Origin of the sequence: Pseudomonas lurida, from assembly GCF_013522705.1 — a bacterium.
Classification (GTDB): domain Bacteria; phylum Pseudomonadota; class Gammaproteobacteria; order Pseudomonadales; family Pseudomonadaceae; genus Aquipseudomonas; species Aquipseudomonas quebecensis.
In genome coordinates this window covers 1-22,751 of sequence record NZ_JAAMRE010000030.1, presented here as the reverse complement: position 1 = coordinate 22,751, position 22,751 = coordinate 1, and the positions used below count along the sequence as shown (strand labels likewise).

Below are 22,751 nucleotides of genomic sequence, written 5' to 3'. Positions count from 1 at the left end.
ACGCCTCTTAAAGCCCGAATCAAACCTCCAGGCCGTGGCGGATTTTTTCCAGCAATTGATCGATATGAAACGGCTTGGTGATCAGGTCCATGCGTTCGCCGAGAAAATCCTGGCGGTTCGCCGCATTCTCGGCGTAACCGGTCATGAACAGGATCGGTAATTCCTGGCGCAGATCCCGCGCATGATCGGCCAGCTCGCGGCCGGTCATGTACGGCAGCCCGAAATCGGTAAGCAGCAGATCGATCGTCGGATCGGCTCGCAGCATGGCGATGGCTTCGTCACCGTCCGCGGCCAGGCTGCAGCGATAACCAGCATCCACCAGCACTTCAGCCACGAAACCACGCACCGAAGGCATGTCTTCGACCACCAGAATGTGCTCGCCGTTGCTCACCCCTGGCACGGCCTCGACCTTCGTGGCCAGGGCGGCCGGGCCGTCGGCGGCGGGCAGCATGATGGTCACTTCGGTGCCTTGGCGGGTCACGCTGCGGATCTGCGCATCGCCGCCGGACTGGCGGGCGAACCCATAGATGGTCGACAGGCCCAGGCCGGTGCCCTGGCCCACCGGTTTAGTGGTGAAGAACGGGTCGAACACTTTGTCGATCACGCCGGGCTCGATACCCACGCCGTTGTCGCGTACCGACAACGCAATGTACGGGCCGTTTTCCAGCTTGGGGTTGCCGGTGGAATGCGCAGGGTACGTGGTTACCCAGATGACGCCACCCTGGGGCAGGGCGTCTCGGGCGTTGATCACCAGGTTGAGCACCGAGCTTTCCAGCTGGATCGGGTCGACCAGCGCCACGGCGGGGTGGGTGGTCAGCTCCAGATTCAGCACGATGTGTTCGCCGATGGTGCGCATCAGCAGCTCTTCCAGAGAGCGGATATGCGCATTGATATCGGTGGGGCGGGTGTCCAGCGGCTGCTGGCGTGCGAACGCGAGCAAGCGGTTGGTCAGGCCGGCGGCGCTCAGGGCGGAGTTCAGCGCGGCGTCGGCATAATTGAGCACCTTGTCGGTGCGCTGGCTCTGAATGCGTTTCTTGATCAGCTCCAGGCTGGTGATGATCCCGGTCAGCAGGTTGTTGAAGTCGTGGGCGATGCCGCCGGTAAGCTTGCCCAATGCATCCATTTTCTGCGCCTGCAGCAACTGCGCCTCGGTGCGGGCCAACTGGCTCGCGGCATTGGCCAGTTCGGCCTGTTGATGACGTTCGCGATGACGATGCTCGGTGACGTCCTCCACGAACACCAGGCTGAGGCCGGCGCTACGGTAAGGCGAAATCTGCCATTCGGTCTCGCGCAGCTGGTCGTCGACCTTCATCAATAACGTGCCTTTCCAGCGTTCACCGGCGGCCAGGCGCAGGCATAGCTCCTGGATCACGGCCAATTGATCGGTGGCGAAGCATTCCAGCAGGGCGTCGGGGTTGAGGTTGGCGTGGATCAGCTGCGCGAAGGCATGGTTGCATTCGTGGACTTTGAGGTGCGCGTCCATCACCGCGATGGGCGCGCTGATGTTGAAGAAAATCTCGCGAAAACGCGCTTCGCTTTCGCGCAAGGCGTATTCAGTGTCGCGTACGCGCAACAAGGTGCGCAGCGTAGCGAGCAGCACCTCCGGGTCCACCGGATGGATCAGGTACGCATCGGCGCCGGCGTCCAGGCCGGTGATGATATCGCCGGTCTCGATCGACGCCGCCGAGACATGCACCACCGGCAGCAACGCGGTGGCGGGGTCGGCGCGCAGGCCGCGCACGATATCGAAACCGCTCATGTCCGGCAGGTTGACGTCCAGGATCAGCGCATCGATGGTGCGACTGGCGATCAGGTCCAGACCGTCCTGGCCGGTGCCGGCTTCCAGTACCCGATAGTGATGGTTTTCCAGGCGCCGGCGCAGGGCGTAGCGCGTGGCAACGTTGTCGTCGACGATCAACACTTGGATGTCACGTTTCATCGACGATCTCGTTGGCGATGGAAAGAGGAATGACCACATAGAACAGCGAACCCACGCCGGGCTTGCTCTCCACGCCGACCCGGCCACCCAGCAATTGAGCGAAGCGCTTGCACAGTGACAGTCCCAGCCCGGTGCCGCGCAGGCGCTTCTGCAGCGGGGAGTCGATCTGGGAAAAGTCCTCGAACAGATTGCTGTGCAGTTCGACCGGGATACCCAGGCCGGTGTCCTGCACCGCGAAGCGGATCTCCCGCTCGTTCTCCATGCACGCCGACACGCGTACCTCACCCTGCAGCGTGAACTTCAGAGCGTTGGAGATAAAGTTGCGCAGGATCTGCGCGAGCTTCTTGTCATCGGTGTACAGCTTGGGCAGGCCGGCCGGCTCTTCGAAGATCAGGTCCACCGCCGAGGCATCGACAATCGGCCGGAACATGCCGCGCAGCGCCGAAAACAGGTCGAACATGTCGAACCAGGCCGGGGAGATACTGATGCGCCCGGCCTCGATCTTGGCCAGGTCCAGCAGGTCATCGACCATCTCGCGCAGTTCCCGCGCCGAGCTGCGGATAAAGCCCACCTGGGTGTGCTGCTCAGGGCTGAGCGGGCCGTCGAGTTCATCGTCCAGCAGGCTGGTGATGCTCAGGATCGAGCCCAACGGCGTGCGGAACTCATGGCTCATGTACGACAGGAAACGGCTCTTGAGGTCCGAAGCCTGGCGCAGTTGGTCGGCCTGGGTGTCCAGCTCGGCATACAGCGCCAGCACGCCCTGGTTGGTTTCATCCAGCTCGGCGCGCAAGGCGTCGGCTTCCTGGCGCAGGCGTTGCACCTCAGCGGCGAGCGAGGCAGTGGTGTCAGCCATCGATGGCCTCCAGGGCAATCACGAAAACGGTGACGTCATCCCGCCCGCGACAGAAGTCACGGTGCAGGATGGCGGCGATCAAAGCCGGGTGGCGGTGCGTCAGCCCAGGGTAGTCGGCCAGGTTCCAGCGTGACTGCAGGCCGTCGCTGTACAGGATCAGCAACTGGCCGCCGACCTCAGCGTAGTCGAACGGCTGCGCCTTGCGAAACTGCACGCCGACGATGCCCGGGTGGGACGCCAGGCCACGGGACTTGCCGGAGCCGATCAGGCTGGCGCCGATATTGCCCACGCCGGTGAAGCGCAGGCTGCCGGTCGCGGCGTTGTATTGCGCCACGGCCACCGCACCGCCACGGGTGCCGGTCATGCCGACATGCATGTCGGCCATCAGCCGCGTGGCTTCATCAAAGGCGCTGCGTGCAAATACCTGTTCGCCGTCCCGCGCGGCGCGTTCGGCTTCGCTGCCATGGCCCAGCCCATCGGCCACCATCACGCTGAAACGGCCTGGTTCGATTGCCAGGTGCCAGGCGTCGCCACAGGCCGGGTCGTCATGCAGCGAATGCTGGCTGACCCCGTAGCGAATGTCGCTGGCCGTGGAGGCCCGTGGATACAGACGCGCGAGCATCGCCGTGCCGCGAGGGTCGGCATACACATCGAACACCTGGGCCAGCCGTGAAATGGCGCCCATGCCGATGCCCTGGGTGCCGCCGGTGGAAAACCCGTCCACCAGACAGCTGTCCAGGTCAAAGCCCTGGCCGCGGTCCACGGCGATCATCTCCACACCGCCGTTGCCGGTGGCGCGCAGGTGCAATTGGCCGTGAGCCGCATGCTTGAGGATGTTGCTGCTCAGCTCGGTGGCCACCAACGCCACTCTGCCGGCGTCGGTTTCGTCGAAGCCCAGGTGTTCGGCGAGTTTCTGCGCGGTGCGTCGGGCGTGGCCAATCTGGCTTACATCCTCGATCAACAACACCTCGGTGAGGGCGCTGGGAATATTCAGGCCCATCGAGTGATCGTCACGCGGGTGCCCTGGCCGGGTGCGGTGTCCAGTTCGAATTCGTCCACCAGGCGCTTGGCGCCGGTCAGCCCCAGGCCGAGCCCGCCGCCGGAGGTCCAGCCGTCGGTCATCGCCAGCTTGAGGTCGGGAATGCCCGGGCCTTCGTCGCGAAACGTCAGGCGAACGCCGGGGCGCAGGTCCTTCTCGACTATTTCCCAATCCATATACCCGCCACCGCCGTAGACCACCGTGTTACGCGCCAGCTCGCTGACCGCCGTGACCAGTTTGGTCAGGTCGATCAGGCGCATGCCGCAGTCCTGGGCCAGTTTGCGGACCAATTGCCGAGCCAGCACGACGTCCTGTTCGATCAGCACCGGGTGCGTGCCATTGCTGGCCACGGTCATGAGTGGTCCACCCGTTCTCGCAACAGCTTCATGCCTCGTTCGACATTCAATGCGGTGGCGACGCCGGGCAGGGTCATGCCCAATTCCACCAGGGTAATGGCCACCGCCGGTTGCATGCCCACCAGCACGGTCTGCGCGTCCATGATCCGCGACAGGCCGGAGATGGTGCCGATCATGCGGCCGATAAAGGAGTCGACCATGTCCAGCGCCGAGATATCGATCAATACGCCACGCGCCGAGGTGCGATTGATGCGTTCGGACAGGTCGTCCTGCAGCGTCAACGCCAACTGGTCGTGCATGTCCACCTGGATGGTCACGAGTAGAAACTCGCCCATCTGCAAAATCGGGATGCGTTCCATAATCAGACGGCCTTGGTCACGGTCACGCCCAGGCGCTTGAGGGACAGGGCCAGGGCGTCGGCCAGATTGGCCTTGGTGACCACGCCTTGCAGGTCAAGGCCCAGGTGCACGATGGTCTGGGCGATCTGCGGGCGCACGCCGCTGATGATGCAGTCGGCACCCATCAGGCGAATGGCGGTCACGGTCTTGAGCAGGTGCTGGGCCACCAGGGTATCGACGGTCGGCACACCGGTGATGTCGATAATTGCGATTTCCGCGCCGGTGTCGACGATGCGTTGCAGCAGCGACTCCATCACCACCTGGGTGCGCTGGGAATCCAGGGTGCCGATCATCGGCAGGGCCAGTACGCCATCCCACAGTTTGACCACCGGCGTGGACAGTTCGAGCAGTTCTTCCTGCTGGCGCTTGATCACCAGTTCACGGGACTTCTGGAACGTGCGAATGGTGTGCATGCCGAGGGCATCGAGCAGCTCGGAAATTTCCCACAGCTGTTCGGCCAGTTGCGCCGGCTGTTCGACGTATTCGCGTTGCAGCAGGGCGAACAGCGGGCCTTTGAGCGCGAAGATGAAACTGGCGGTCTGTTGCGAGTCCTGGCCGACCAGCGCGCGGCTATGGGACAGCTTTTCCAGGAGCACGCGGGTTTCGGCCCAGTTCTCGTGGTTGACGTTCTGCGAACCGCCTTGTTCCAAGGCTGCAATCAGTGTGCTCAGGAAGTCGTTGGCCTGTTGTTTCAGCTCGGCTTCCTTGACGTTACGGGTGGCACCCGAGGCCTCGAGGCTTTCGATCCATGTGCTCAACAGGCTGAGTTTGTTGGTTTGCAGCGCCTGAACGGTGTTCGCGTGAAGTGTCGCCATGGGAAAGCTCCTGGATGCCTGATATATGCTGCGCGCAATCTATACCAAAATGTGTCGTTTGAAACTGTTTACACGGATTATTGCGGGGGATGTCTACAAACTGCGTCGCCCCACGTTCATGGGCCTCGGGTACTATAGATCGACCCTCTCAGTCGGCCAGTGCTTCCCGTGATTATCAATTTCGACCTCAACGACCTGCAGGCCTTTCGTGCCGTGGTGGACAAAGGCAGTTTTCGCGGCGCCGCCGAAGCGATCCGCATCTCGCAACCGGCCTTGAGCCGACGCATCGAAAAGCTCGAATCGGCGCTCGATGTGAAGCTGTTCGAGCGCACCACCCGACGTGTCAGCCTGACCATGGTGGGGCGCGCGTTTCTCCCGCAGGTCGAACGCATGCTCGACGACCTCGACCTCGCGCTGATGGGCATCAGCAATGTGGCGTCCACGCGCATGGGCAATGTCACCATCGCCTGCGTGCCCTCCACCGCGTACTACTTCATGCCTCATGTAATCTCCGAGTTCCACAAGCTCTACCCGAAGATTCGCCTGCGCGTGCTCGACGCCAGTGCCGGCGAGGTGTGCAGTGCGGTGGAAAGCGGCGAGGCGGATTTCGGCGTGAGTTTCAGCGGCAGCCTGGCCGATGAGGTGGAGTTTGAACTGTTGCTGCAGGAACGTTACGTGCTGGCGTGCCGGCGTGACCATCCACTGGCCGGGCGCGACAGCGTGACCTGGGCCGAAGCCTATGAGCATGACTACATCACCGTAGATAAAACCTCGGGCAACCGCTTCCTGCTCGACCAGGCCTTGCGCGGCGTGCGGGTAAAGAAGCCGAGTATCTGCGAAACCCACCACGTGACCACCATGATCGGGTTGGTAGAGGCGGGGCTGGGCGTGGCCATGGTGCCATCGATTGCAATGCCGGCGTGCGAACACCCGATTCTGGTGAGTGTGCCGCTGGTGGAGCCGCAGGTGATGCGCAATGTGGGCTTGATCAAACGCCGCGGGCGGACGTTGCCGCCGGCGGCGTTGGAGTTGGAACGGTTGGTGCGCGAGATGCCGTTTCGGTCAGTGTGATACCGAGTCCAGGCCGGTGGCGCGCACCGCCGGTTGTACCTCGGGAGAGGCGAGGTACTGCAGCAGCGCCTTGGCCTGCGCTGGGTGATCGGCGTTCACCGGGATACCCGCGGCGAAGCGCGTCACCGATTGCACGTCCTCGGGGATTTTGCCTACGTAGGTCACGCCCGGCACCGGTAACAGTTCTGCCACCTGCTGCAAGCCCACTTCGAAGTCGCCCTTGGCAACCTGCTCGGCCACCGGCAGGCGTTCGATCATAGTGCCCTTGGCCGGCATGCCGAGTTTCTTGAACAGCTCTTTCTCGACATACACGCCACTGGCGCTGTCCGAGTAAGCCACGGACTTGGCCTTGCTCAGTACGGCCTTGAGCTCGGCATCGGTGCCGATCGCCGGTTTCGGCTGGCCTTGCCTGACCACCAGGCCAATGCGCGAATCGGCCAATTCCACCCGCGAGGCCGGGTCGACCTTGCCTTGCTTGATCAACTCATCCAGGGCGTAGCCGACCATGATCACCACGTCGGCGTGTTCGCCACGGGCCAGGCGGTTGGGGATCGCTTCCGGCGCCTTGCCCATCGACGGGCCGAGAATGGTGTCGAGGGTGTCGCCGCTGCGCTGGGCATATTGCGGGCCCAGCACTTTATAGGCTGCCGTGAAGCCACCGGAGGTCATGACCTTGAGCTGCTCGGCCTGGGCCGTCAGCGCCAGGGCGCCGAGTGCGAGGGCGGTCAGCGTATTGAACAGCGGCTTCATCATGCGGCCCCCTGCATCACTTGGCCACGGGCGTTGGCGCGGCGGTACAGCGCCAGGGTCGAGCACAGTGCACACAGCGCGGCGAACATCATCCAATAGGCCGGCGAAGCTTTGTCTTCAGTGATGTGAATGAACCAGGTGGAGATCGCCGGGGTGAAGCCACCGAAGATCGCGGTCGCCAGGCTGTAGGCCAGGGAGAAACCCGCCACGCGCACTTCCACCGGCATGATTTCGGTCAGGGCCGGGATCATCGCACCGTTGTACATGCCGTACAGGAAGGAGAACCACAGCAGGGTTTCCAGCATATGTGCAAAGCTCGGCGCGTTAACCACGTAGGACAGGGCCGGATAGGCCGTAAGCACGGTCAATGCGGTCATGGCGATCAGCACCGGTTTGCGCCCGAAGCGGTCGCTGAGGGTGCCGCCGATGGGCAGCCATACGAAGTTGGAGATGGCCACCAGCAAGGTCACCAGCAGCGCGTCGGAGGTGCTCAATTGCAGGACGGTCTTGCCGAAGGTCGGTGCGTACACAGTGATCAGGTAGAACGCGGTGGTGGTCATGGCCACCATCAGCATGCCGCCGATCACCACGGTCCAGTTCTTCACCAGGGTTGCGAGCACTTCGCGCATGGTCGGGCGATGCTTGCGATTGGCGAACTCTTCGGTTTCCTGCAGGTTGCGACGCAGCACAAAGATAAACGGGATGATCACGCACCCTACGGCGAACGGAATGCGCCAGCCCCAGTCGGCGACCACCGACGGTTCCATCCACACGTTCAAACCGTAGCCCAGCGCGGCGGCGACCACGATGGAGATCTGCTGGCTGCCCGACTGCCAGCTGGTATAGAAGCCTTTGCGGCCCGGCGTGGCCATTTCGGCCAGGTACACCGACACCCCGCCCAGTTCCGCGCCGGCCGAGAAGCCTTGCAGCAGGCGGCCGAGCAGCACCAGCAACGGCGCCCATAGGCCAATGCTCTGGTATCCCGGCACCAGCACGATCAGCAGCGTACCGCTGGCCATGATCGACAGCGTCACGATCAGGCCTTTGCGCCGGCCGACGTCATCGATATACGCCCCCAGAATGATCGCGCCCAGGGGCCGCATCAGGAAGCCGGCGCCGAATACGGCGAAGGTCATCATTAATGATGCAAACTCATTAGCGGCGGGGAAGAACGCGGCAGCGATATAGGTGGCATAGAAGCCGAACAGGAAGAAGTCGAACTGTTCGAGGAAGTTACCCGATGTAACGCGCAATACCGCACCCACTTTGGAGCGGGCAGAGTCAGGCCGGGTTGAGCTAGTCATGGTTTTGTGTCTCCAGCGTTCTTTTTAAAGTGCTTGTTTCGCTTAAGACCTGGGATAGTGGCTGACACATTTAGAAATGATAAGTGAAAATTTTGGATTTATTGATGCGTCATGGCTATCAATCGGCGGGCACATCCGAAACCGTTGTCCTGTTCTATGCTGATCACGATGGCCAATGCTTACGCAAGGGAGGTGACAATGGGTAACGAACCGAAGCACCACGATGAGCCGGCGCAGGAGCAATCCCGGCGTCACGAAGAGGAAAAACCACAAACCTGGAAGCATCCGGACGATGGCACGGAGTTGTCCGAGCGCGATCAGGAAATGCCGCTCAAACCCTGAGCGCCAGGTCTGACAGGCACCGGTGGGCCATGGCCTGCCGGTGAATCCGGCGCTGTCGCGCGTAGACGCCGCTCGCGGCGCTTTCTACACTGCGGTTCGTCTTGGGGAAAGGGCAGGCGCCGATGAATCGCAACGAATTACGCAAGGCCGACATCAATCTGATGGTGGTCTTCGAAGCACTGATGCTCGAGCGCAACGTCACGCGGGTGGCGGAGAAACTGTTTCTGGGCCAGCCCACTATCAGTTCGGCGCTCAACCGTTTGCGTACCTTGTTCAACGACCCGCTGTTTATCCGCGTCGGCCACCGCATGGAGCCCACCGCGCGAGCCGAAGAGATAATCCAGCACCTGTCGCCGGCCCTTGATTCGCTGTCGTCGGCCTTGAGCCTGACCCACGATTTCGACCCGTCCATCAGCACCATGACCTTCCGCATCGGCCTGTCCGACGATGTGGAATTCGGCCTGTTGCCGCCTTTGCTGCGCGCCTTGCGCCAGGAAGCGCCGAAGGTGGTGTTTGTGGTGCAGCATGTCGATTACTGGCGCATCCCCGATCTGCTGGCATCCGGTGACATCACCGTCGGCATTACCCAGACCCGCGGCCTGCCGGCCAATGCCAAGCGCAAATTGCTGCGTCATATCCGTCCGCGCCTGTTGCGCGCCGATGCGTCGGACACGCCGTTGACCCTCGATGAATATTGCGCACGGCCCCATGTGCTGGTGTCTCACACCGCCAACGTGTCGGGGTTTGCCGATGAATGGCTGGCGGAAATCGGCCGCAAGCGGCAGGTGGTGTTGTCGGTGCCGCAATACAGCGCCTTGCCGGCGCTGTTGGCCGGCACCGACCTGATCGCCAGCCTGCCGGACTACACCGCAGAGGCCATGGCCGTGTCAGGCCAGCTGTTTTGCGAGCCGTTTCCGTTCGAGACGCCGACCCTGGATTTGTCCATGGTCTGGCTCAGCCACGTGGATACCGACCCGGCCGAGCGCTGGGTGCGTTCGCGGTTGGAAGCGTTTATGAGCGATCGCGGGCCGCTGAATCCTGCCTGACGGTTTTTTCCGTGATATATCTAAGAGTCTTCCTACAAATGACTCGGAGCGATCCATGCCGCACTTGCACCTGGAGTACACCGCGAACCTCACCGGCCTGGCCGTCGAGAAAGCCCTGTTGCGGCTCAACAATGTGCTGATGGCATCCGGGCAATTCGGCTCGGAGTTCGATATCAAAAGCCGCGCGGTGAAAGTCGAGAGTTTCCAGGTGGGCACGTCCTTCAACCCACGCGGTTTCATTGCGGTGAAATTGTCGCTGCTCAGCGGACGCTCGCCTCAAGTCAAGAAACAGCTGTCGGAAGGCCTGTTGGCGGCGTTGCACGATATGGGCGACTGGCCGGCGGACATGCAGGTGCAGCTCAGCGTGCAACTGCTCGATATGGATCGAGAGTCCTACAGCAAGGTTGTCATCGGCTGATCACCGCCCCGCAAAAAATCACTGCAGAGCCTGCGTCAGAGCAGCCCTTGTTCGGCGCAGACTTTCACCACCTGTTCCCTGAACCAGGTATTGGCGCGGTCCTGCTCGCTGCTTTCGTTCCACTGCATATCCAGAGTAAAACCCGGCAAGCCGTTCGGCGCTTCGCAGTGACCGAAGGTCGAGGCCGGTGCCAGTAGCTTTTGCACACGGCGGGGCAGGGTGACGACATAGTCGGTGCCCGTGATCATCTTTAATGCCGCGCTGTAGCTGTTGGCCCGCGCCACCACGTGGCGTTTATGCGCCAGGCGGCCCAGCCAACCGTCAATCATATTGGTATCGGACGTCCACGGTGTAGGAAACACATGGCGTCGCTCCACAAACGATTGCAGGCTGAACGCCGGTTCCTGTGGCGCGGCACGTTTGTCGAACACGCACACCAGGTCATCCTCCAGCAGCATCTGGGTTCTGAAGTCTTTGTGGGTGCGATGAAAGTGCGGGCCGAAGCAAATCACCAGGTCCAGGCGACCTTGGCGCAGGTCCTCGGCGGGGATATCGGCTTCCAGCTTGCGCACATTGACGATCACCGGCAGGTCGGCGAGGTCGAATTGCTTGAGCAGGCGCGGCAGGATCAGCTGTTCGAAGTATTCCGGGGCGCACACATTGAAGGTCACCGCCTGCTGGGTCGGGTCGAACGCCTGGCCACCGGCATGACACAGGTTGATGCTTTCGAGAATCTTCTGCACATGCCCGTACATGGTGGTGGCCTTGTACGTCGGCCGCATGCCCGCACGGGTGTTGATAAACAGTTCATCCTCGAAACTGGTACGCAGTTTCTTGAGGCTGTAGCTCACGGTGGACTGGCTGACGAACAGCGTTTCTGACACATCGGTAACGCTGCTCTGGTCATAAACGGCGATAAACACCATCAAGTCCTGCATATCGAGCTTTCTGAGCAAGTTACTGTTTAACATCGGTTTCGTCCGTAAACCCCATGTACCGAATTCAGTACAAGACAGCGCAAAAGATTAACGGAACGGGCGTCCCAATAGGAAGCTTCGTAGGCTGTTTCTATGTTGGGTGTGGGACAAAAACTGTTGGCGACACGACCTCAGCGAATTTGCTGCGCGTAGCGCTTGGGGTCGAAGCGCGTCACGATCAGCAGCATCACACCGATCACGGCAGTCAGCGCCCACCAGGCCCATTCGAAACTGCCCAGTTGGTCGCGGATCACGCCGGCGATCAGAGGCGACAGCCCCGCGATCAGGTAGCCGATGCCCTGCACAAAGGCCGTAAGACCACCGGCGCGGCGGGGGTTGTCCAGGTGGTCGAGGGACAGAATCAGGCTCATCGGAAACAGCCCGCCGATGCCCAGGCCGAGCAGGCAGGGCCATAGCAGGCTCAGGTGCTGTGGCGCGAGGATCAGGCCGCAGAACCCGAGGATGATCAGCACTAGCAACACCGCCACCACGCCGCGTTTATCCCGGCGACGGTTGGCGATGGCCGGCGTGACCAGCCCCGACACCACTTCCATCGCCGTGAGAAAGCCCAGCAGCAGTCCGGCGTTCTGTTCACTCCAGCCTTGCTCTACGTAGTACGGCGCCAGCCACGCGAGTACACAGGTGTAGGACGCCGTGCCAAGACCAAAGAAGATCGCCAGCAACCAGGCGCGTGCGTTACCGAAAAAGCTTTCCTGCGCGCCGGAGCCGGCCTGGGGCACCGTCGGCAGCGTCGCACGCTGGGCGCACCAGAACACCAGCGCCAGCACGGCGAGCGTTGCCCAGATCGCCAGGCCGATGCGCCAACTGCCGGTCCGTGCCTGCACGAACGGCGCGAATGACGCGGCCAACGCGGCACCGCCCATGATTGCGGTGACATACAGGCCCATGAACAACGACACATTCTGGTTGAAGCGGGTCTTGATCAGCGTCGGCATCACCGCCTGGATCAACGCGATCCCCACCCCGGCGGCGATGGCGCTGACGATCAGCTCCAGCGCCGAATCCAGCCACAACCGTGACAGCGTCGCCACGCCGATCACCCCCAGCGACAGCACGATGCTGCGGTGTTCGCCAAGCCGCTTGGCCAGGCCCATACCGAAAAACATCGCCAGCCCCATGGCCATCACCGGCAGCATGGTCAACAGTGCCGCGCTGCTGAAACTCAACGGCACATCGCCGCGAATCGACGATAACAACGGCCCGACTGCCGCCATCGACGGACGCAGGTTAAGGGCGACCAGCACAACACTGAGCATCAGCCAGACGGCCGTAGTGGGTTTTGCGTGAACGTTTTCCATGGGCAAGCCTTGAGTGAACAAGCGCGAATCAGGCCACGGTGGATGCAGGCGGAGCAAATGAGAAAGTCGCAGGGGTTATTGAAAAATTGCGCGGGGGTTGATGGGCTTGCAACAGACTGCTCGCTCAGCACAACCAGTGTGTACGCCGCTCCCCTGCGGTGACTGGGCTCACACCGCCACCTCCTTCATCCACAGCCCCTGGTCGATTTCAATCAGGGTCGGCCCCTGCCGTTGCGCGGCGGCATCCAACGCCCTACGCAGCTGCGTAACGCTGTGCGCACTGGCGGTGGCGCTGCCGAGGGCTTTGGCCACGCCGATAAAATCCGGCGTGTAGATGTCCACGCCCACCGGCTCGATGGCGCGGTTGAGCATATAGCGCTTGATCTCTTCATAGCCCTGGTTGTTCCACAGCAACACGATGGTCGGCGTACGAGCCTCCACCGCGCTCGCCAGTTCCGGCAGGGTGAATTGCAGGCCGCCGTCGCCGATCAGGCACACCACCGGCCGGCCGTCGCCGCGTCCAAGCCAGGCGCCGATGGCGGCGGGCAGGGCGTAGCCCAGGGTGCCGTAGCCGGTGGAGGCGTTGAACCAGCGGCGCGGTTGGTCGAGGTTCAGGGTCAGGTTGGCGCTGTACACCGGCTGGGTCGAGTCGCCCACCAGCACGGCGTCCGGCAAGGCGTGCAGAACCGTATTGAGGAACAGGCTCTGCGCGCGCGTGGCGGCGTCCCAGGTGGGCGTCAATTCAGCCCACAACCGCGCCACGCGTAGGCGCCCCCAGTGGGGTTCACGCGCAGGCAGTGGCCCGCGCAAAACGTCGGCCAGCAAGGCGTCGGCGGCGATCCGCGCGTCCGCCACCAACGCCACCTCGGGCCGGTAGTTGCGCACGGTCTGGTCCGGGTCGATATCGATGCGCAGCAAGACACCGGGGATTTCGAAGCCGCCGGCGAAGGTGGTGTCGTAGTCGGTTTCCGCAAGCTCCGTGCCGATGGCCAACACCACGTCGGCTTCGGCCACCAGGGCGCGGGTGGCGGGCAGGCTCTGGGTCGAGCCGATCAGCAGCGGATGCGCGGCCGGCAACAGGCCCTTGGCGTTGATGGTCAGCGCGACCGGTGCGCCGAGGGTGTCGGCCAGTTCGGTCAGCGCAGCGGCGGCGTCAATGGCACCGCCGCCGGCCAGGATCAGCGGGCGCTTGGCCGCGACGAGCAAACGGCTCATCTGTGCGATCGCCGCCGGTGCCGCGCCGGCGCGGGCCACGTTAACCGGTGCGCAGGGCAGCAGCGCATCGGCGTTTTCCACCAGCACGTCAAGGGGGATTTCGATATGCACCGGGCGCGGCCGCCCGGCCTGGAATAACGCAAACGCCCTGGCCAGCACGCCTGGCAGTTCCGCCGCCGACATCAGCGTGTGGGAAAATGCCGCCACCCCAGCCACCAGCGCGCTCTGGTTCGGCAGCTCATGCAATTTGCCGCGTCCACCGCCCAGCTGGCTGCGCGATTGCACGCTGGAAATCACCAGCATCGGGATCGAGTCGGCATACGCCTGGGCCATGGCCGTGGTGATATTGGTCATACCGGGGCCGGTGATGATGAAGCACACGCCCGGCTTGCCACGGGTGCGTGCGTAACCGTCGGCCATAAAGCCGGCGCCCTGTTCATGGCGCGGGGTGACGTGGCGGATACCGGAGCGGGCCAGGCCGCGATACAGCTCCACGGTGTGCACCCCGGGTATGCCGAACACATGGTCCACGCCGTAGCCTTCCAGGAGGTTGACCAACACTTCGCCGCAGGTCGCCATACAGGTCGCTCTTGTGAATGAGAGAAGGCGGTATTGGAACGGTTGGCCCATGGCGCCCACAATCGATAAAACGTCATACTCGCCATGTCCTCACGTCATGGCTCATCGCATGAAACGCCTTCCGCCGCTGCCTGCGCTGCACACGTTCTGGGTCACAGCCCAGTGCTGCAACTTCACCCGCGCCGCCGAGCGCTTGCACATCACCCAGGGTGCGGTGAGCCGGCAGATCGCCGGGCTGGAGCGCCACTTGGGCTACCCCTTGTTTGTGCGTCAGGCGCGCGGTTTGAGCCTTACCGAGCAAGGGCGTGAATGGCAGCAGTGCACGCAGCAGGTGTTTGGCCTGGTCGGTGCCGCGGTGGAACAGATCGGCCGTCGGCGTCAGGCCCTGCAACTCAAGGCTTCCACCTGCGTGATGCGCTGGTTGCTGCCGCGCCTGATGCAATGGCAACGGGAACGCCCTGATGTGCCGGTTGAGCTCACTACCACCGTGGCCAACACCGTGGACTTTCGTCGCGAGCCTTTCGATGCGGCCGTGATTTACGCGCCCATCGCCGAACAGCCCGCCGAGGCCGTGCATCTATTCGACGAACGACTCACCCCGGTCTGCGCGCCGGCCTTGCTCGCGACGCTGCGCGCGCCGGCAGACCTGCAACACCAGGTGCTGCTGCACCCCACGCGTGACGAACGGGACTGGACGCTCTGGCTGAATGCGGCGGATGTGCGCTTGAGCACCGTGAGCCAAGGCCATCACTTCGAAACCCTGGACCTGGCGATGACAGTGGCGTCCCAAGGCTCCGGCGTGGCGATCGGCGACTGTGCGCTGATTGGCGAGGATGTGAAGGCGGGGCGGCTGGTCATGCCGTTTGAACGGCGTGTGCCGACGGGGATGGGCTATTACCTGGTGTCTGCGCCGGGCGCGCGGCCCCTGCCGGAGCTTGAGGCATTGATGGCTTGGCTGCAGAGCCAGGCGCACTCTTCAGATCAGGGTGGGGGCAGCGGTACTTGAACTGACCGATCGATCGCCATCGGGGGCAAGCCCCCTCCCACAGTTTTGATCTGGTTTCGTCAGTGCATGTGGGAGGGGGCTTGCCCCCGATAGCGATGGATCAGTCACTCCACCAATCAGTAACCGACCGTAAAACGCTGGCGCGGGTGCTGATGCTTTTCCACTTCATCGATCAGCGCGATGGCGTAGTCGGCAAAGCTGATCCAACTGCGGCCTTCGGCGCTCACCAGCAAATGGTCGTGACCCAGGCGGAAGCGGCCGGTGCGTTCGGTCTCGACGAATTCCGCCGACGGTGACAGAAAGGTCCAGTCCAGTTCCTGTTCCTGGCGCAGGGCTTCGAGGAACTCAGCACCGGCACTGGCTTCGGCTTTGTATTCAGCCGGGAAGCCCGGACTGTCGATCACGCGGCTGCCGTCCGGCAGCAGCAGCGAACCCGCGCCGCCCACCACCAGCAGGCGCTTGACCCCGGCTTTTTTCACCGGGCCGATCACGGCGGCAGCGGGCAATGTGGCAAAGTGCGCCGCGCTGATCACCACGTCGCTGCCGCTGATGGCCTGTTGCAAAGCGTCGGCATTCAGGGCATCGACCTGTTCGACGGTGACGCCGTCGCGCGCCGCCAGGGTATCGGTATTGCGCGCGATGGCGACCACGCTATGCCCGCGACGCAGCGCTTCTTCCAGCAGTTGGCTGCCGGCACGGCCGGTGGCGCCAATGATTGCGATCTTGCTCATGATGTTCTCCAGTAAAAGTCAGGGTTTACAGCGGTTCACCACTTCATTTCGCCTTTGGCGACTTTGGCGCTCAGCTCCAGCGAGCTCTCGTCGGCGAGGGTCGGGTAGCGCTTTTTCATGGCTGCGATCAGCGCGGCGGCGTCCTTGGCCTTGGCGGTTTCCAGGTCAAAGGCCTTGATGTAGTCAGCCGTGAAGGCCACCGACGCCAGCGACGGCGTGCCCAGGTAATGGCCCGGAATCACGGTGCGCGGCTGCAGCTGTTGGATGCGTTGCAAGGTCGCCAGCCAGTCTTTGTGGGACTGTGCGCTTTGGGTGTCAGCCATCCATACATGAATGTTCTGGGCCACCACCACGCCACCGACGACCGCCTTGATCGACGGGATCCACACCACGCTGCGATCCGGCTGTGGGCCATCCAGGCCGACCACTTCCAGTGTCTGGCCCTCCAGGCTCAGGCTGTCGCCTTCAAGTACCTGCGGCACGATGGTTTTAGCCGGTTTGTCGGCGCCCATTTTCGGGCCCCAGAATGCCAGTTTGTCGGCCACGGTGGCCTTGATGTGCTCGACCACCGGTTGCGGCGCCAGCACCTTGGCGTCGGGGAAAGCCGCAGTCAGGGTGTCGAGGCCGAAGTAGTAGTCCGGGTCGCCATGGCTGATGTAGATGGTGGTCAGGTGCTTGCCGCTGGCGCGGATGTTCTGCACCAGTTGCTCGGCCTGGCTTTTGCCGAATTGCGCATCCACCAGGATCGCGTCCCTGGCGCCGCTGACCAGCACCGAGGTGACTGGGAAGATTGCCGCTTCGCCGGGGTTGTACACGTCGAGCTTCAGCTCGGCCGCGGCCGCATGGGCGGCGAAGGCCAGGGCGGCGGTGGCCAGGCTCAGGCGCTTGAAGGTTGAGAACATTGGGCAGCTCCAGCATCGATTCAAAGGATGCACAGAGCTTAGTTGCACCAAACCAGACTAAAAATGCGATGCTGGAACATAGTTTGTTTCTAAAAGCGGGCAGATCATGGATCGTCTTCAAGCAATGCGCGTGTTTGTCACCGTGGTCGACCTGGGCAGCCAATCCGCCGCCGCCGATCATCTGGACCTGTCACGCCCGGTGGTATCGCGCTATCTGGCCGAGCTGGAGGACTGGGTCGGCGCGCGCCTGCTGCACCGCACCACACGCAAGCTCAGCCTGACCGCAGCGGGCAGCGAAACCCTGCCCCGTTGCCGGCAAATGCTGGAATTGGGTGCCGACATGCAGGCCGCCGTGAGCGAACCGGACGACGCGCCTCGCGGCCTGTTGCGCCTGAGTGTGAGTACGTCGTTCGGCCAGGTGCAATTGGCCGAGGCCATCGCCGAATACGTCAAGCGCCACCCGTTGGTGACGGTGGATCTGCAACTGCTCGACCGCACGGTAAACCTGGTGGATGAGCGCATCGATCTGGCGATTCGCATGAGCAACGACCTGGACCCCAACCTGATCGCCCGGCGCCTCAGCGTTTGCCGCTCGGTAGTGTGCGCCACGCCTGAGTACCTGCGCGAGCATCCGGCGCCGCGCAAAGTCGAAGACCTGGCGCGCCACAATTGCCTCACCCACTCCTATTTCGGCAAGAGCCTGTGGCATTTCGACGAGCGGGGTGAGCATGTGTCGGTACCGGTGAGCGGCAATATCACCGCCAACGAGGCCAGCACCTTACTGCGCCTTACCCTGGCCGGCGCCGGGGTGGCCATGCTGCCCAGCTATCAGGCGGGCGACTATGTTCGTCGTGGCGAACTGGTACGCCTGCTGCCTGGCGCCGATCCCCGGCAGATGAACATCTACGCGGTCTACGCCTCGCGCAAACACATGCCCTCGGCGTTGCGCAGCCTGCTGGATTTCCTGGTCCTGCGCTTTCCCGAGGAGCCGGCGTGGGATGAGGGCTTATACGCGACATAAACGGGTTGAATGGCGGCCAATAATGGCAACCTGCCCTGACTGACCTATGCTTTAAACAGCACCGTGTAGAACCGTGCAGAGGTCAGTGCCATGAGCATCAAAACCCGCAAGTACCTGACGATTTTCGCCCTCAGCGTCTTGGCCAGCGCGCTTTACGCAACGGCCGCCTACCGCGTCGAGCAAACCCGTATGCAGCCGACCTTTGCGATCAGCTGCCATCAGGATCTGTGCGTTCCGCGCAGCGGCAGTTTCAGCGCGCTCAGGTAGGCTGCCTGGATTTAAGCTGCTCGCGAAAGGCCTTGGGCGAAAAGCCGACCCGGCGACGGAACAACCGCGAGAAATTGGTCGGGTCGGAAAAACCCAACACCTCAGACATCTCATTGATGGTCATGCTGGTGTACGTCAGCAAGCGCTTGGCTTCCAGCAACTGGCGGTCATGCATGATCTGCAGCGCGGGCTGGCCGCCCAATTCACGGCAAGTGCCGTTCAGGTGCGACACGGAGATCCCCAGTTTGTGGGCCAGGTCTTCGATCTTCGGATGCTCGCGGTAGTGCTGTTCAACCAGTTGGGTGAACCGCCGGAAATACTCACGCCCGCGTGGCGCCCGAGGGTGACGACGCTGGATTGCCTGACGACTGATCCACACCAGCAACACGCTGACCAGGGCATGCATCAGCATGTCCCGGGCCGGTTGCTCATCGGCGTATTCCTCCTGCAAGCGGGCGAACAGGCGGTTGAGGTACTCGCTGTCCTTGCCCGCCGGGTAACTGCCCGGCATCTGCAACGCGTCGGCCGTGGCGCCCAGTTGCGCCTGTAGATGGTCCACCAGCGGGGCCGCCAGCGTCAGCACGTAACCTTCGACATCCTCGGCAAAGTGGAAGCCATGCACGCACAGCGGTGGCAGCACCTGCAACGTGGCTTCATTGAGGGTGGTGCGCTGGCCTTCGATTTCCAATTGGGCCTGGCCTTTGTGCACATAAAGCAATTGGCACAGATCCGCGTGCCGGTGGGGCTGGATTTCCCACTGGTATTCCCGACTGCGCCGGGAAATGGTTTCGCAGTGCAACAAATCGGGCGTCGGCCACTGCTGGCTTTCCCCGTAAAGCTTGAAGACCGGAATCGCGGTTTTGGTCATGGTTTAAATCCGATACTCGGGATAGTTGTGCGGTAATCGCCCCGATTGGCAAAAAGCGCAGGCTTTGGCGCAGTTTTCACCTTCTTATGCTGGGCGCTCAAGTGAAAAATGTCAGCTACAAGACCAATGACAACTCTTTCACTCGATCCGTTCGGGTGGAACTTGCGGGCCATAAAAATAATGAAAACGCTGAACACCCAAGTCGCCATTATCGGCGCCGGTCCATCCGGACTGCTCCTCGGCCAGTTGCTGCACAACGCCGGCATCCAGACTTTGATCCTTGAGCGCCAGAGCGCCGATTACGTGCTCGGCCGCATTCGTGCCGGCGTGCTGGAGCAGGGCATGGTCGATCTGCTGCGCGAAGCCGGCGTGAGCCAGCGCATGGATCGCGACGGCCTGGTGCACGACGGCTTCGAACTGGCGCTCAACGATAGGCTCGCCCACATCGACCTCAAAGCGTTGACCGGCGGCAAATCCGTGATGGTCTACGGCCAGACCGAAGTCACCCGTGACCTGATGGCGGCGCGTGCCGATGCGGGTGCCATCACCCTGTATGAAGCACGCGACGTCCAGCCCCACGACCTCAAGAGCGATCGGCCCTGGCTGACCTTCGAACATCAGGGCCAGACGTTTCGCCTGGAGTGCGACTACATCGCCGGGTGCGACGGTTTTCACGGAGTCGCCCGCCAATCGATCCCGGCCGATGCCTTGAACATTTTCGAACGGGTCTACCCGTTCGGCTGGCTGGGCATCCTCGCCGACACACCACCGGTGCACGCGGAACTGGTGTACGCCAAGCACCCTCGTGGCTTTGCCCTTTGCAGCATGCGCTCGCCCACCCGCAGTCGCTATTACCTGCAGGTGCCGGCGGATGAAGCACTGGAGCAATGGTCGGATGCGCGGTTCTGGGAAGAGCTCAAACAGCGTCTGCCCGCCGCATTGGCCGAGCAGTTGGTGACCGGGCCGTCGATCGAAAAAAGCATCGCGCCGCTGCGCAGCTTCGTGGTGGAGCCGATGCAGTACGGGCGCCTGTTTCTGCTGGGTGACGCCGCGCACATCGTGCCCCCTACCGGCGCCAAGGGCCTTAACCTGGCGGCCAGTGATGTCAGTACCTTGTTCAGGATTCTGCTCAAGGTGTATCGCCAGGGCCGGGTGGATTTGCTGCAACAGTACTCGGCGATCTGCCTGCGCCGGGTGTGGAAGGCCGAGCGGTTTTCCTGGTGGATGACTTCCATGCTGCACACGTTTGATGAAGCCGACGGGTTCAGCCAGCGCATCGCCCAGAGTGAGCTGGACTACTTCATCGACTCCGAAGCCGGGCGCCGGACGATCGCGGAAAATTACGTCGGACTTCCTTACGAGGCTATCGAATAGCCTGCTATCGTATTCGCCATTGTCGTGGGGCGCCTTTCCCACGACCTTGTTCGAAGGTTCCTGCGTGACTCAGCTTAATCATCCCACCCCGCCGTTACCCGCCGTGCGCAGTATCCTGGTCGCGCTGATGATGGCCATCTTCCTTGGCGCCCTTGACCAGACCATCGTCGCGGTGTCCATGCCGGCCATCTCGGCGCGTTTTCACGACGTCAATCTGCTGGCCTGGGTGATTTCCGGCTACATGGTGGCCATGACGGTGGCGGTGCCGATCTACGGCAAGCTCGGCGACCTGTATGGGCGTCGGCCGATGATGCTGATCGGCATGGGCGTGTTCACCGTGGCGTCGCTGTTCTGTGGCATGGCGCACAGCATGGAGCAACTGGTGCTGGCGCGGGTGCTGCAAGGGATCGGCGCCGGGGGCATGGTTTCGGTGAGCCAGGCGATCATCGGCGACATCATCGCGCCTCGCGAACGCGGGCGTTACCAGGGCTATTTCAGCAGCATGTACGCGGTGGCCAGTGTGGCCGGGCCAGTGCTGGGCGGTTACATGACCGAGTACCTGTCCTGGCGTTGGGTGTTTCTGATCAACCTGCCTCTGGGCGCCGCTGCGTGGTACGTGGCCCACCGCACCCTGGTGGGGCTGCCGGTGCCTCAGCGCAAGCCGATCATCGATTACCTCGGCACTGTGCTGATGATCTTCGGTTTGACCGCCCTGTTGCTGGGCGTCACTGAAATCGGCCAGGGCCATTCCTGGCGTGACTCGCAGGTGCTGGGCCTGCTGGCCGGCGCGCTGGTGGTGCTGACGCTGTTCGTGTGGCATGAACGCCGCGCGCGCGAACCGCTGCTGCCGATGCATCTGTTTGCCAATGCCAGTGCGGTGTTGTGCTGGTGCACGATTTTTTTCACCAGTTTCCAGGCGATTTCCCTGACCGTGCTGATGCCGTTGCGCTTTCAGACCGTGACCGGCGCCGGTGCCGACAGCGCCGCCCTGCACCTGCTGCCGCTGGCGATGGGCCTGCCAATCGGTGCCTACTGCGCCGGGCGTCGGACCTCGGTGACCGGGCGCTATAAACCGATGATCCTCAGCGGTGCATTGTTGAGCCCGCTGGCCATCTTCGGCATGGCTTACAGCGCGCCCCAGGATGTGTTGCTCACCGCCATGTTCATGCTGCTCTGCGGGATCGCCGCCGGCATGCAGTTCCCGACCTCCCTGGTGGGTGCGCAGAATTCGGTGGCGCAGCCGGATATCGGCGTGGCCACCAGCACCACCAACCTGTTCCGTTCGCTGGGCGGTGCGGTGGGCGTGGCCTGCATGTCGGCGTTGCTGCTGGCGCTGCTGCAGGACTCCAGCTTCGCCCACCTGTCCAGCGGCGCGCTGGTGGCCGAGGGCAGTTCGGGCAACGTGCTGCTCGACGGCCTCAAGGCCGCCCCCGGCCCTGCGCAGGATGCCCTGCGCGCCGAACTGGCAGTGACATTCCGACACTTGCTGCTGGTGAGTGCGGCGGTGTCGCTGCTGGGGCTGGCGGCGGCCGTGGTCATGCCCAACCGCCTACTGCGCGGGCGCGAGGACAAGGCGAAATAACCGGCACCATGAAGACTAAAACTGGGGCGGGGGCAAGTCTGCCCCGTACGCCTGCCGGGGTCCGCACCGCGTGACAACCGTTCGTCGCTACTGTCAATGTTGACAGCTATTCAGCCCAACCCGCCGGGTGTCTGATTTCCTTGTCCCGCGCCCCCTTGGCGCTATTACCGCAAGGAGTTTCAGCCATGTCTGATGAGCCAGCTGTCATTGAGCCTTCCCCCGCCGGGGGCACTATTCCATTTGACCACGCCCTGGTGGTTTACCCGTCCAACAGCAACCGCGCCGTGGACCTGGAGCCCCCTCCTTATGTGGCCGACCCGGTTCTTTCTGTGGTCGGCGCCGATCGAGGACTGGGCATCCGCCACATCGAGAACCGCCTGATCGTGACCTTCGAGCGCTGGTTTCGTTTAAACGTGGGCGATGTGTTCGAGTTTTACATGGGCGGTTCCCCATTCGAGCTGGCCTGGGCTGAAGTGCGCCCAGGCGAAGAAAACCGGCCACGGTATCAATTGGCGATCCCCCGCGAGCTGGTGCCTCTGGGCTTTGTTTCGTCCTGCTATGGGCGGGTGGTGCGTGTGG

The 22,751-nt window shown here is 62.9% G+C and carries 24 protein-coding genes; 10 read left to right on the top strand and 14 right to left on the bottom strand.

Features of this window, described 5'->3' with window-relative positions; genetic code table 11:
* Positions 1 to 19: 19 nt before the first annotated feature.
* The 6 genes from G7025_RS21360 to G7025_RS21335 are packed head-to-tail and all read right to left on the bottom strand — an operon-like array spanning position 20 to position 5,400.
* Entirely contained in the window at positions 20 to 1,939 is a 1,920-nt protein-coding gene (locus G7025_RS21360) for a response regulator (protein ID WP_181081080.1), read from the bottom strand.
* On the bottom strand, positions 1,929 to 2,792 hold the full coding sequence (locus tag G7025_RS21355) for a sensor histidine kinase (protein ID WP_181081079.1): 864 nt from the start codon (positions 2,790 to 2,792) through the stop codon (positions 1,929 to 1,931). The genes G7025_RS21360 and G7025_RS21355 overlap by 11 nt, the downstream gene beginning before the upstream one ends.
* Positions 2,785 to 3,792 carry an ATP-binding protein gene (locus G7025_RS21350; protein ID WP_181081078.1) on the bottom strand — a complete coding sequence of 336 codons (1,008 nt, stop codon included), beginning with the start codon at positions 3,790 to 3,792 and terminating at the stop codon, positions 2,785 to 2,787. Before G7025_RS21350 ends, G7025_RS21355 begins: the two co-directional genes overlap by 8 nt.
* Positions 3,783 to 4,187 carry an anti-sigma regulatory factor gene (locus tag G7025_RS21345; RefSeq protein ID WP_181081077.1) on the bottom strand — a complete coding sequence of 135 codons (405 nt, stop codon included), beginning with the start codon at positions 4,185 to 4,187 and terminating at the stop codon, positions 3,783 to 3,785. Before G7025_RS21345 ends, G7025_RS21350 begins: the two co-directional genes overlap by 10 nt.
* On the bottom strand, positions 4,184 to 4,546 hold the full coding sequence (locus tag G7025_RS21340) for an STAS domain-containing protein (protein WP_181081076.1): 363 nt from the start codon (positions 4,544 to 4,546) through the stop codon (positions 4,184 to 4,186). Before G7025_RS21340 ends, G7025_RS21345 begins: the two co-directional genes overlap by 4 nt.
* Positions 4,547 to 4,548: 2 nt before the next feature.
* A complete protein-coding gene (locus tag G7025_RS21335) occupies positions 4,549 to 5,400 on the bottom strand; it encodes an STAS domain-containing protein (protein ID WP_181081075.1) in 852 nt (283 codons plus the stop codon).
* A 168-nt stretch (positions 5,401 to 5,568) separates the two neighbouring features.
* On the opposite strand from G7025_RS21335, the gene G7025_RS21330 reads away from it, so the two are divergent.
* Entirely contained in the window at positions 5,569 to 6,471 is a 903-nt protein-coding gene (locus G7025_RS21330) for a LysR family transcriptional regulator (RefSeq protein ID WP_181081074.1), read from the top strand.
* Here the strand turns inward: G7025_RS21330 and G7025_RS21325 are convergent.
* A complete protein-coding gene (locus G7025_RS21325; protein WP_181081146.1) occupies positions 6,463 to 7,221 on the bottom strand; it encodes a substrate-binding domain-containing protein in 759 nt (252 codons plus the stop codon). The genes G7025_RS21330 and G7025_RS21325 overlap by 9 nt on opposite strands.
* Positions 7,221 to 8,525, bottom strand: a complete 1,305-nt coding sequence (locus G7025_RS21320) for an MFS transporter (protein ID WP_181081073.1) — start codon at positions 8,523 to 8,525, stop codon at positions 7,221 to 7,223. The genes G7025_RS21325 and G7025_RS21320 overlap by 1 nt, the downstream gene beginning before the upstream one ends.
* A gap of 198 nt (positions 8,526 to 8,723) precedes the next feature.
* Between G7025_RS21320 and G7025_RS21315 the strand changes: the two genes are divergently transcribed.
* From G7025_RS21315 to G7025_RS21305, 3 genes are all read left to right on the top strand, one after another.
* The gene (locus tag G7025_RS21315; RefSeq protein ID WP_181081072.1) at positions 8,724 to 8,867 is read left to right on the top strand and encodes a hypothetical protein; all 144 of its coding nucleotides are present in this window, start codon (positions 8,724 to 8,726) and stop codon (positions 8,865 to 8,867) included.
* 122 nt (positions 8,868 to 8,989) lie between these two features.
* Positions 8,990 to 9,913: a LysR substrate-binding domain-containing protein gene (locus G7025_RS21310; RefSeq protein ID WP_181081071.1), complete on the top strand. Its 924-nt coding sequence runs from the start codon at positions 8,990 to 8,992 to the stop codon at positions 9,911 to 9,913.
* A 55-nt stretch (positions 9,914 to 9,968) separates the two neighbouring features.
* Positions 9,969 to 10,331 carry a 5-carboxymethyl-2-hydroxymuconate Delta-isomerase gene (locus G7025_RS21305; protein ID WP_181081070.1) on the top strand — a complete coding sequence of 121 codons (363 nt, stop codon included), beginning with the start codon at positions 9,969 to 9,971 and terminating at the stop codon, positions 10,329 to 10,331.
* A 35-nt stretch (positions 10,332 to 10,366) separates the two neighbouring features.
* Here the strand turns inward: G7025_RS21305 and G7025_RS21300 are convergent, their stop codons facing one another.
* From G7025_RS21300 to G7025_RS21290, 3 genes are all read right to left on the bottom strand, one after another.
* On the bottom strand, positions 10,367 to 11,302 hold the full coding sequence (locus G7025_RS21300; RefSeq protein ID WP_181081069.1) for a LysR family transcriptional regulator: 936 nt from the start codon (positions 11,300 to 11,302) through the stop codon (positions 10,367 to 10,369).
* A gap of 137 nt (positions 11,303 to 11,439) precedes the next feature.
* Entirely contained in the window at positions 11,440 to 12,627 is a 1,188-nt protein-coding gene (locus tag G7025_RS21295) for a cyanate transporter (RefSeq protein ID WP_181081068.1), read from the bottom strand.
* 168 nt (positions 12,628 to 12,795) lie between these two features.
* The gene (locus G7025_RS21290; RefSeq protein WP_181081067.1) at positions 12,796 to 14,421 is read right to left on the bottom strand and encodes a 5-guanidino-2-oxopentanoate decarboxylase; all 1,626 of its coding nucleotides are present in this window, start codon (positions 14,419 to 14,421) and stop codon (positions 12,796 to 12,798) included.
* Positions 14,422 to 14,530: 109 nt separating this feature from the next.
* Between G7025_RS21290 and G7025_RS21285 the strand changes: the two genes are divergently transcribed.
* Positions 14,531 to 15,427 (top strand): LysR substrate-binding domain-containing protein, encoded by an 897-nt coding sequence (locus G7025_RS21285; protein WP_181081066.1) that lies wholly within the window; start codon positions 14,531 to 14,533, stop codon positions 15,425 to 15,427.
* Positions 15,428 to 15,543: 116 nt separating this feature from the next.
* Here the strand turns inward: G7025_RS21285 and G7025_RS21280 are convergent, their stop codons facing one another.
* Positions 15,544 to 16,158 (bottom strand): NAD(P)-dependent oxidoreductase, encoded by a 615-nt coding sequence (locus tag G7025_RS21280; protein ID WP_181081065.1) that lies wholly within the window; start codon positions 16,156 to 16,158, stop codon positions 15,544 to 15,546.
* Between the two features lie 35 nt (positions 16,159 to 16,193).
* Positions 16,194 to 17,060, bottom strand: coding sequence for an MBL fold metallo-hydrolase (locus G7025_RS21275; protein WP_181081064.1), 867 nt, complete (start codon positions 17,058 to 17,060; stop codon positions 16,194 to 16,196).
* A gap of 106 nt (positions 17,061 to 17,166) precedes the next feature.
* Between G7025_RS21275 and G7025_RS21270 the strand changes: the two genes are divergently transcribed.
* Positions 17,167 to 18,081: a LysR family transcriptional regulator gene (locus G7025_RS21270; RefSeq protein ID WP_181081063.1), complete on the top strand. Its 915-nt coding sequence runs from the start codon at positions 17,167 to 17,169 to the stop codon at positions 18,079 to 18,081.
* Positions 18,082 to 18,171: 90 nt separating this feature from the next.
* Positions 18,172 to 18,348 carry a hypothetical protein gene (locus tag G7025_RS21265; protein ID WP_181081062.1) on the top strand — a complete coding sequence of 59 codons (177 nt, stop codon included), beginning with the start codon at positions 18,172 to 18,174 and terminating at the stop codon, positions 18,346 to 18,348.
* Here G7025_RS21265 and G7025_RS21260 read toward each other — a convergent pair.
* Positions 18,341 to 19,216, bottom strand: a complete 876-nt coding sequence (locus G7025_RS21260) for a helix-turn-helix domain-containing protein (RefSeq protein ID WP_181081061.1) — start codon at positions 19,214 to 19,216, stop codon at positions 18,341 to 18,343. The genes G7025_RS21265 and G7025_RS21260 overlap by 8 nt on opposite strands.
* Before the next feature lie 180 nt (positions 19,217 to 19,396).
* Here G7025_RS21260 and pobA point away from each other — a divergent pair, with 180 nt between their 5' ends.
* From pobA to G7025_RS21245, 3 genes are all read left to right on the top strand, one after another.
* A complete protein-coding gene (gene pobA / locus G7025_RS21255; RefSeq protein WP_181081060.1) occupies positions 19,397 to 20,590 on the top strand; it encodes a 4-hydroxybenzoate 3-monooxygenase in 1,194 nt (397 codons plus the stop codon).
* Positions 20,591 to 20,654: 64 nt separating this feature from the next.
* Positions 20,655 to 22,172: an MDR family MFS transporter gene (locus tag G7025_RS21250; RefSeq protein WP_308811980.1), complete on the top strand. Its 1,518-nt coding sequence runs from the start codon at positions 20,655 to 20,657 to the stop codon at positions 22,170 to 22,172.
* Positions 22,173 to 22,357: 185 nt separating this feature from the next.
* A partial coding sequence (locus tag G7025_RS21245; RefSeq protein WP_181081059.1) for a hypothetical protein occupies positions 22,358 to 22,751 on the top strand: 394 nt, incomplete at its 3' end.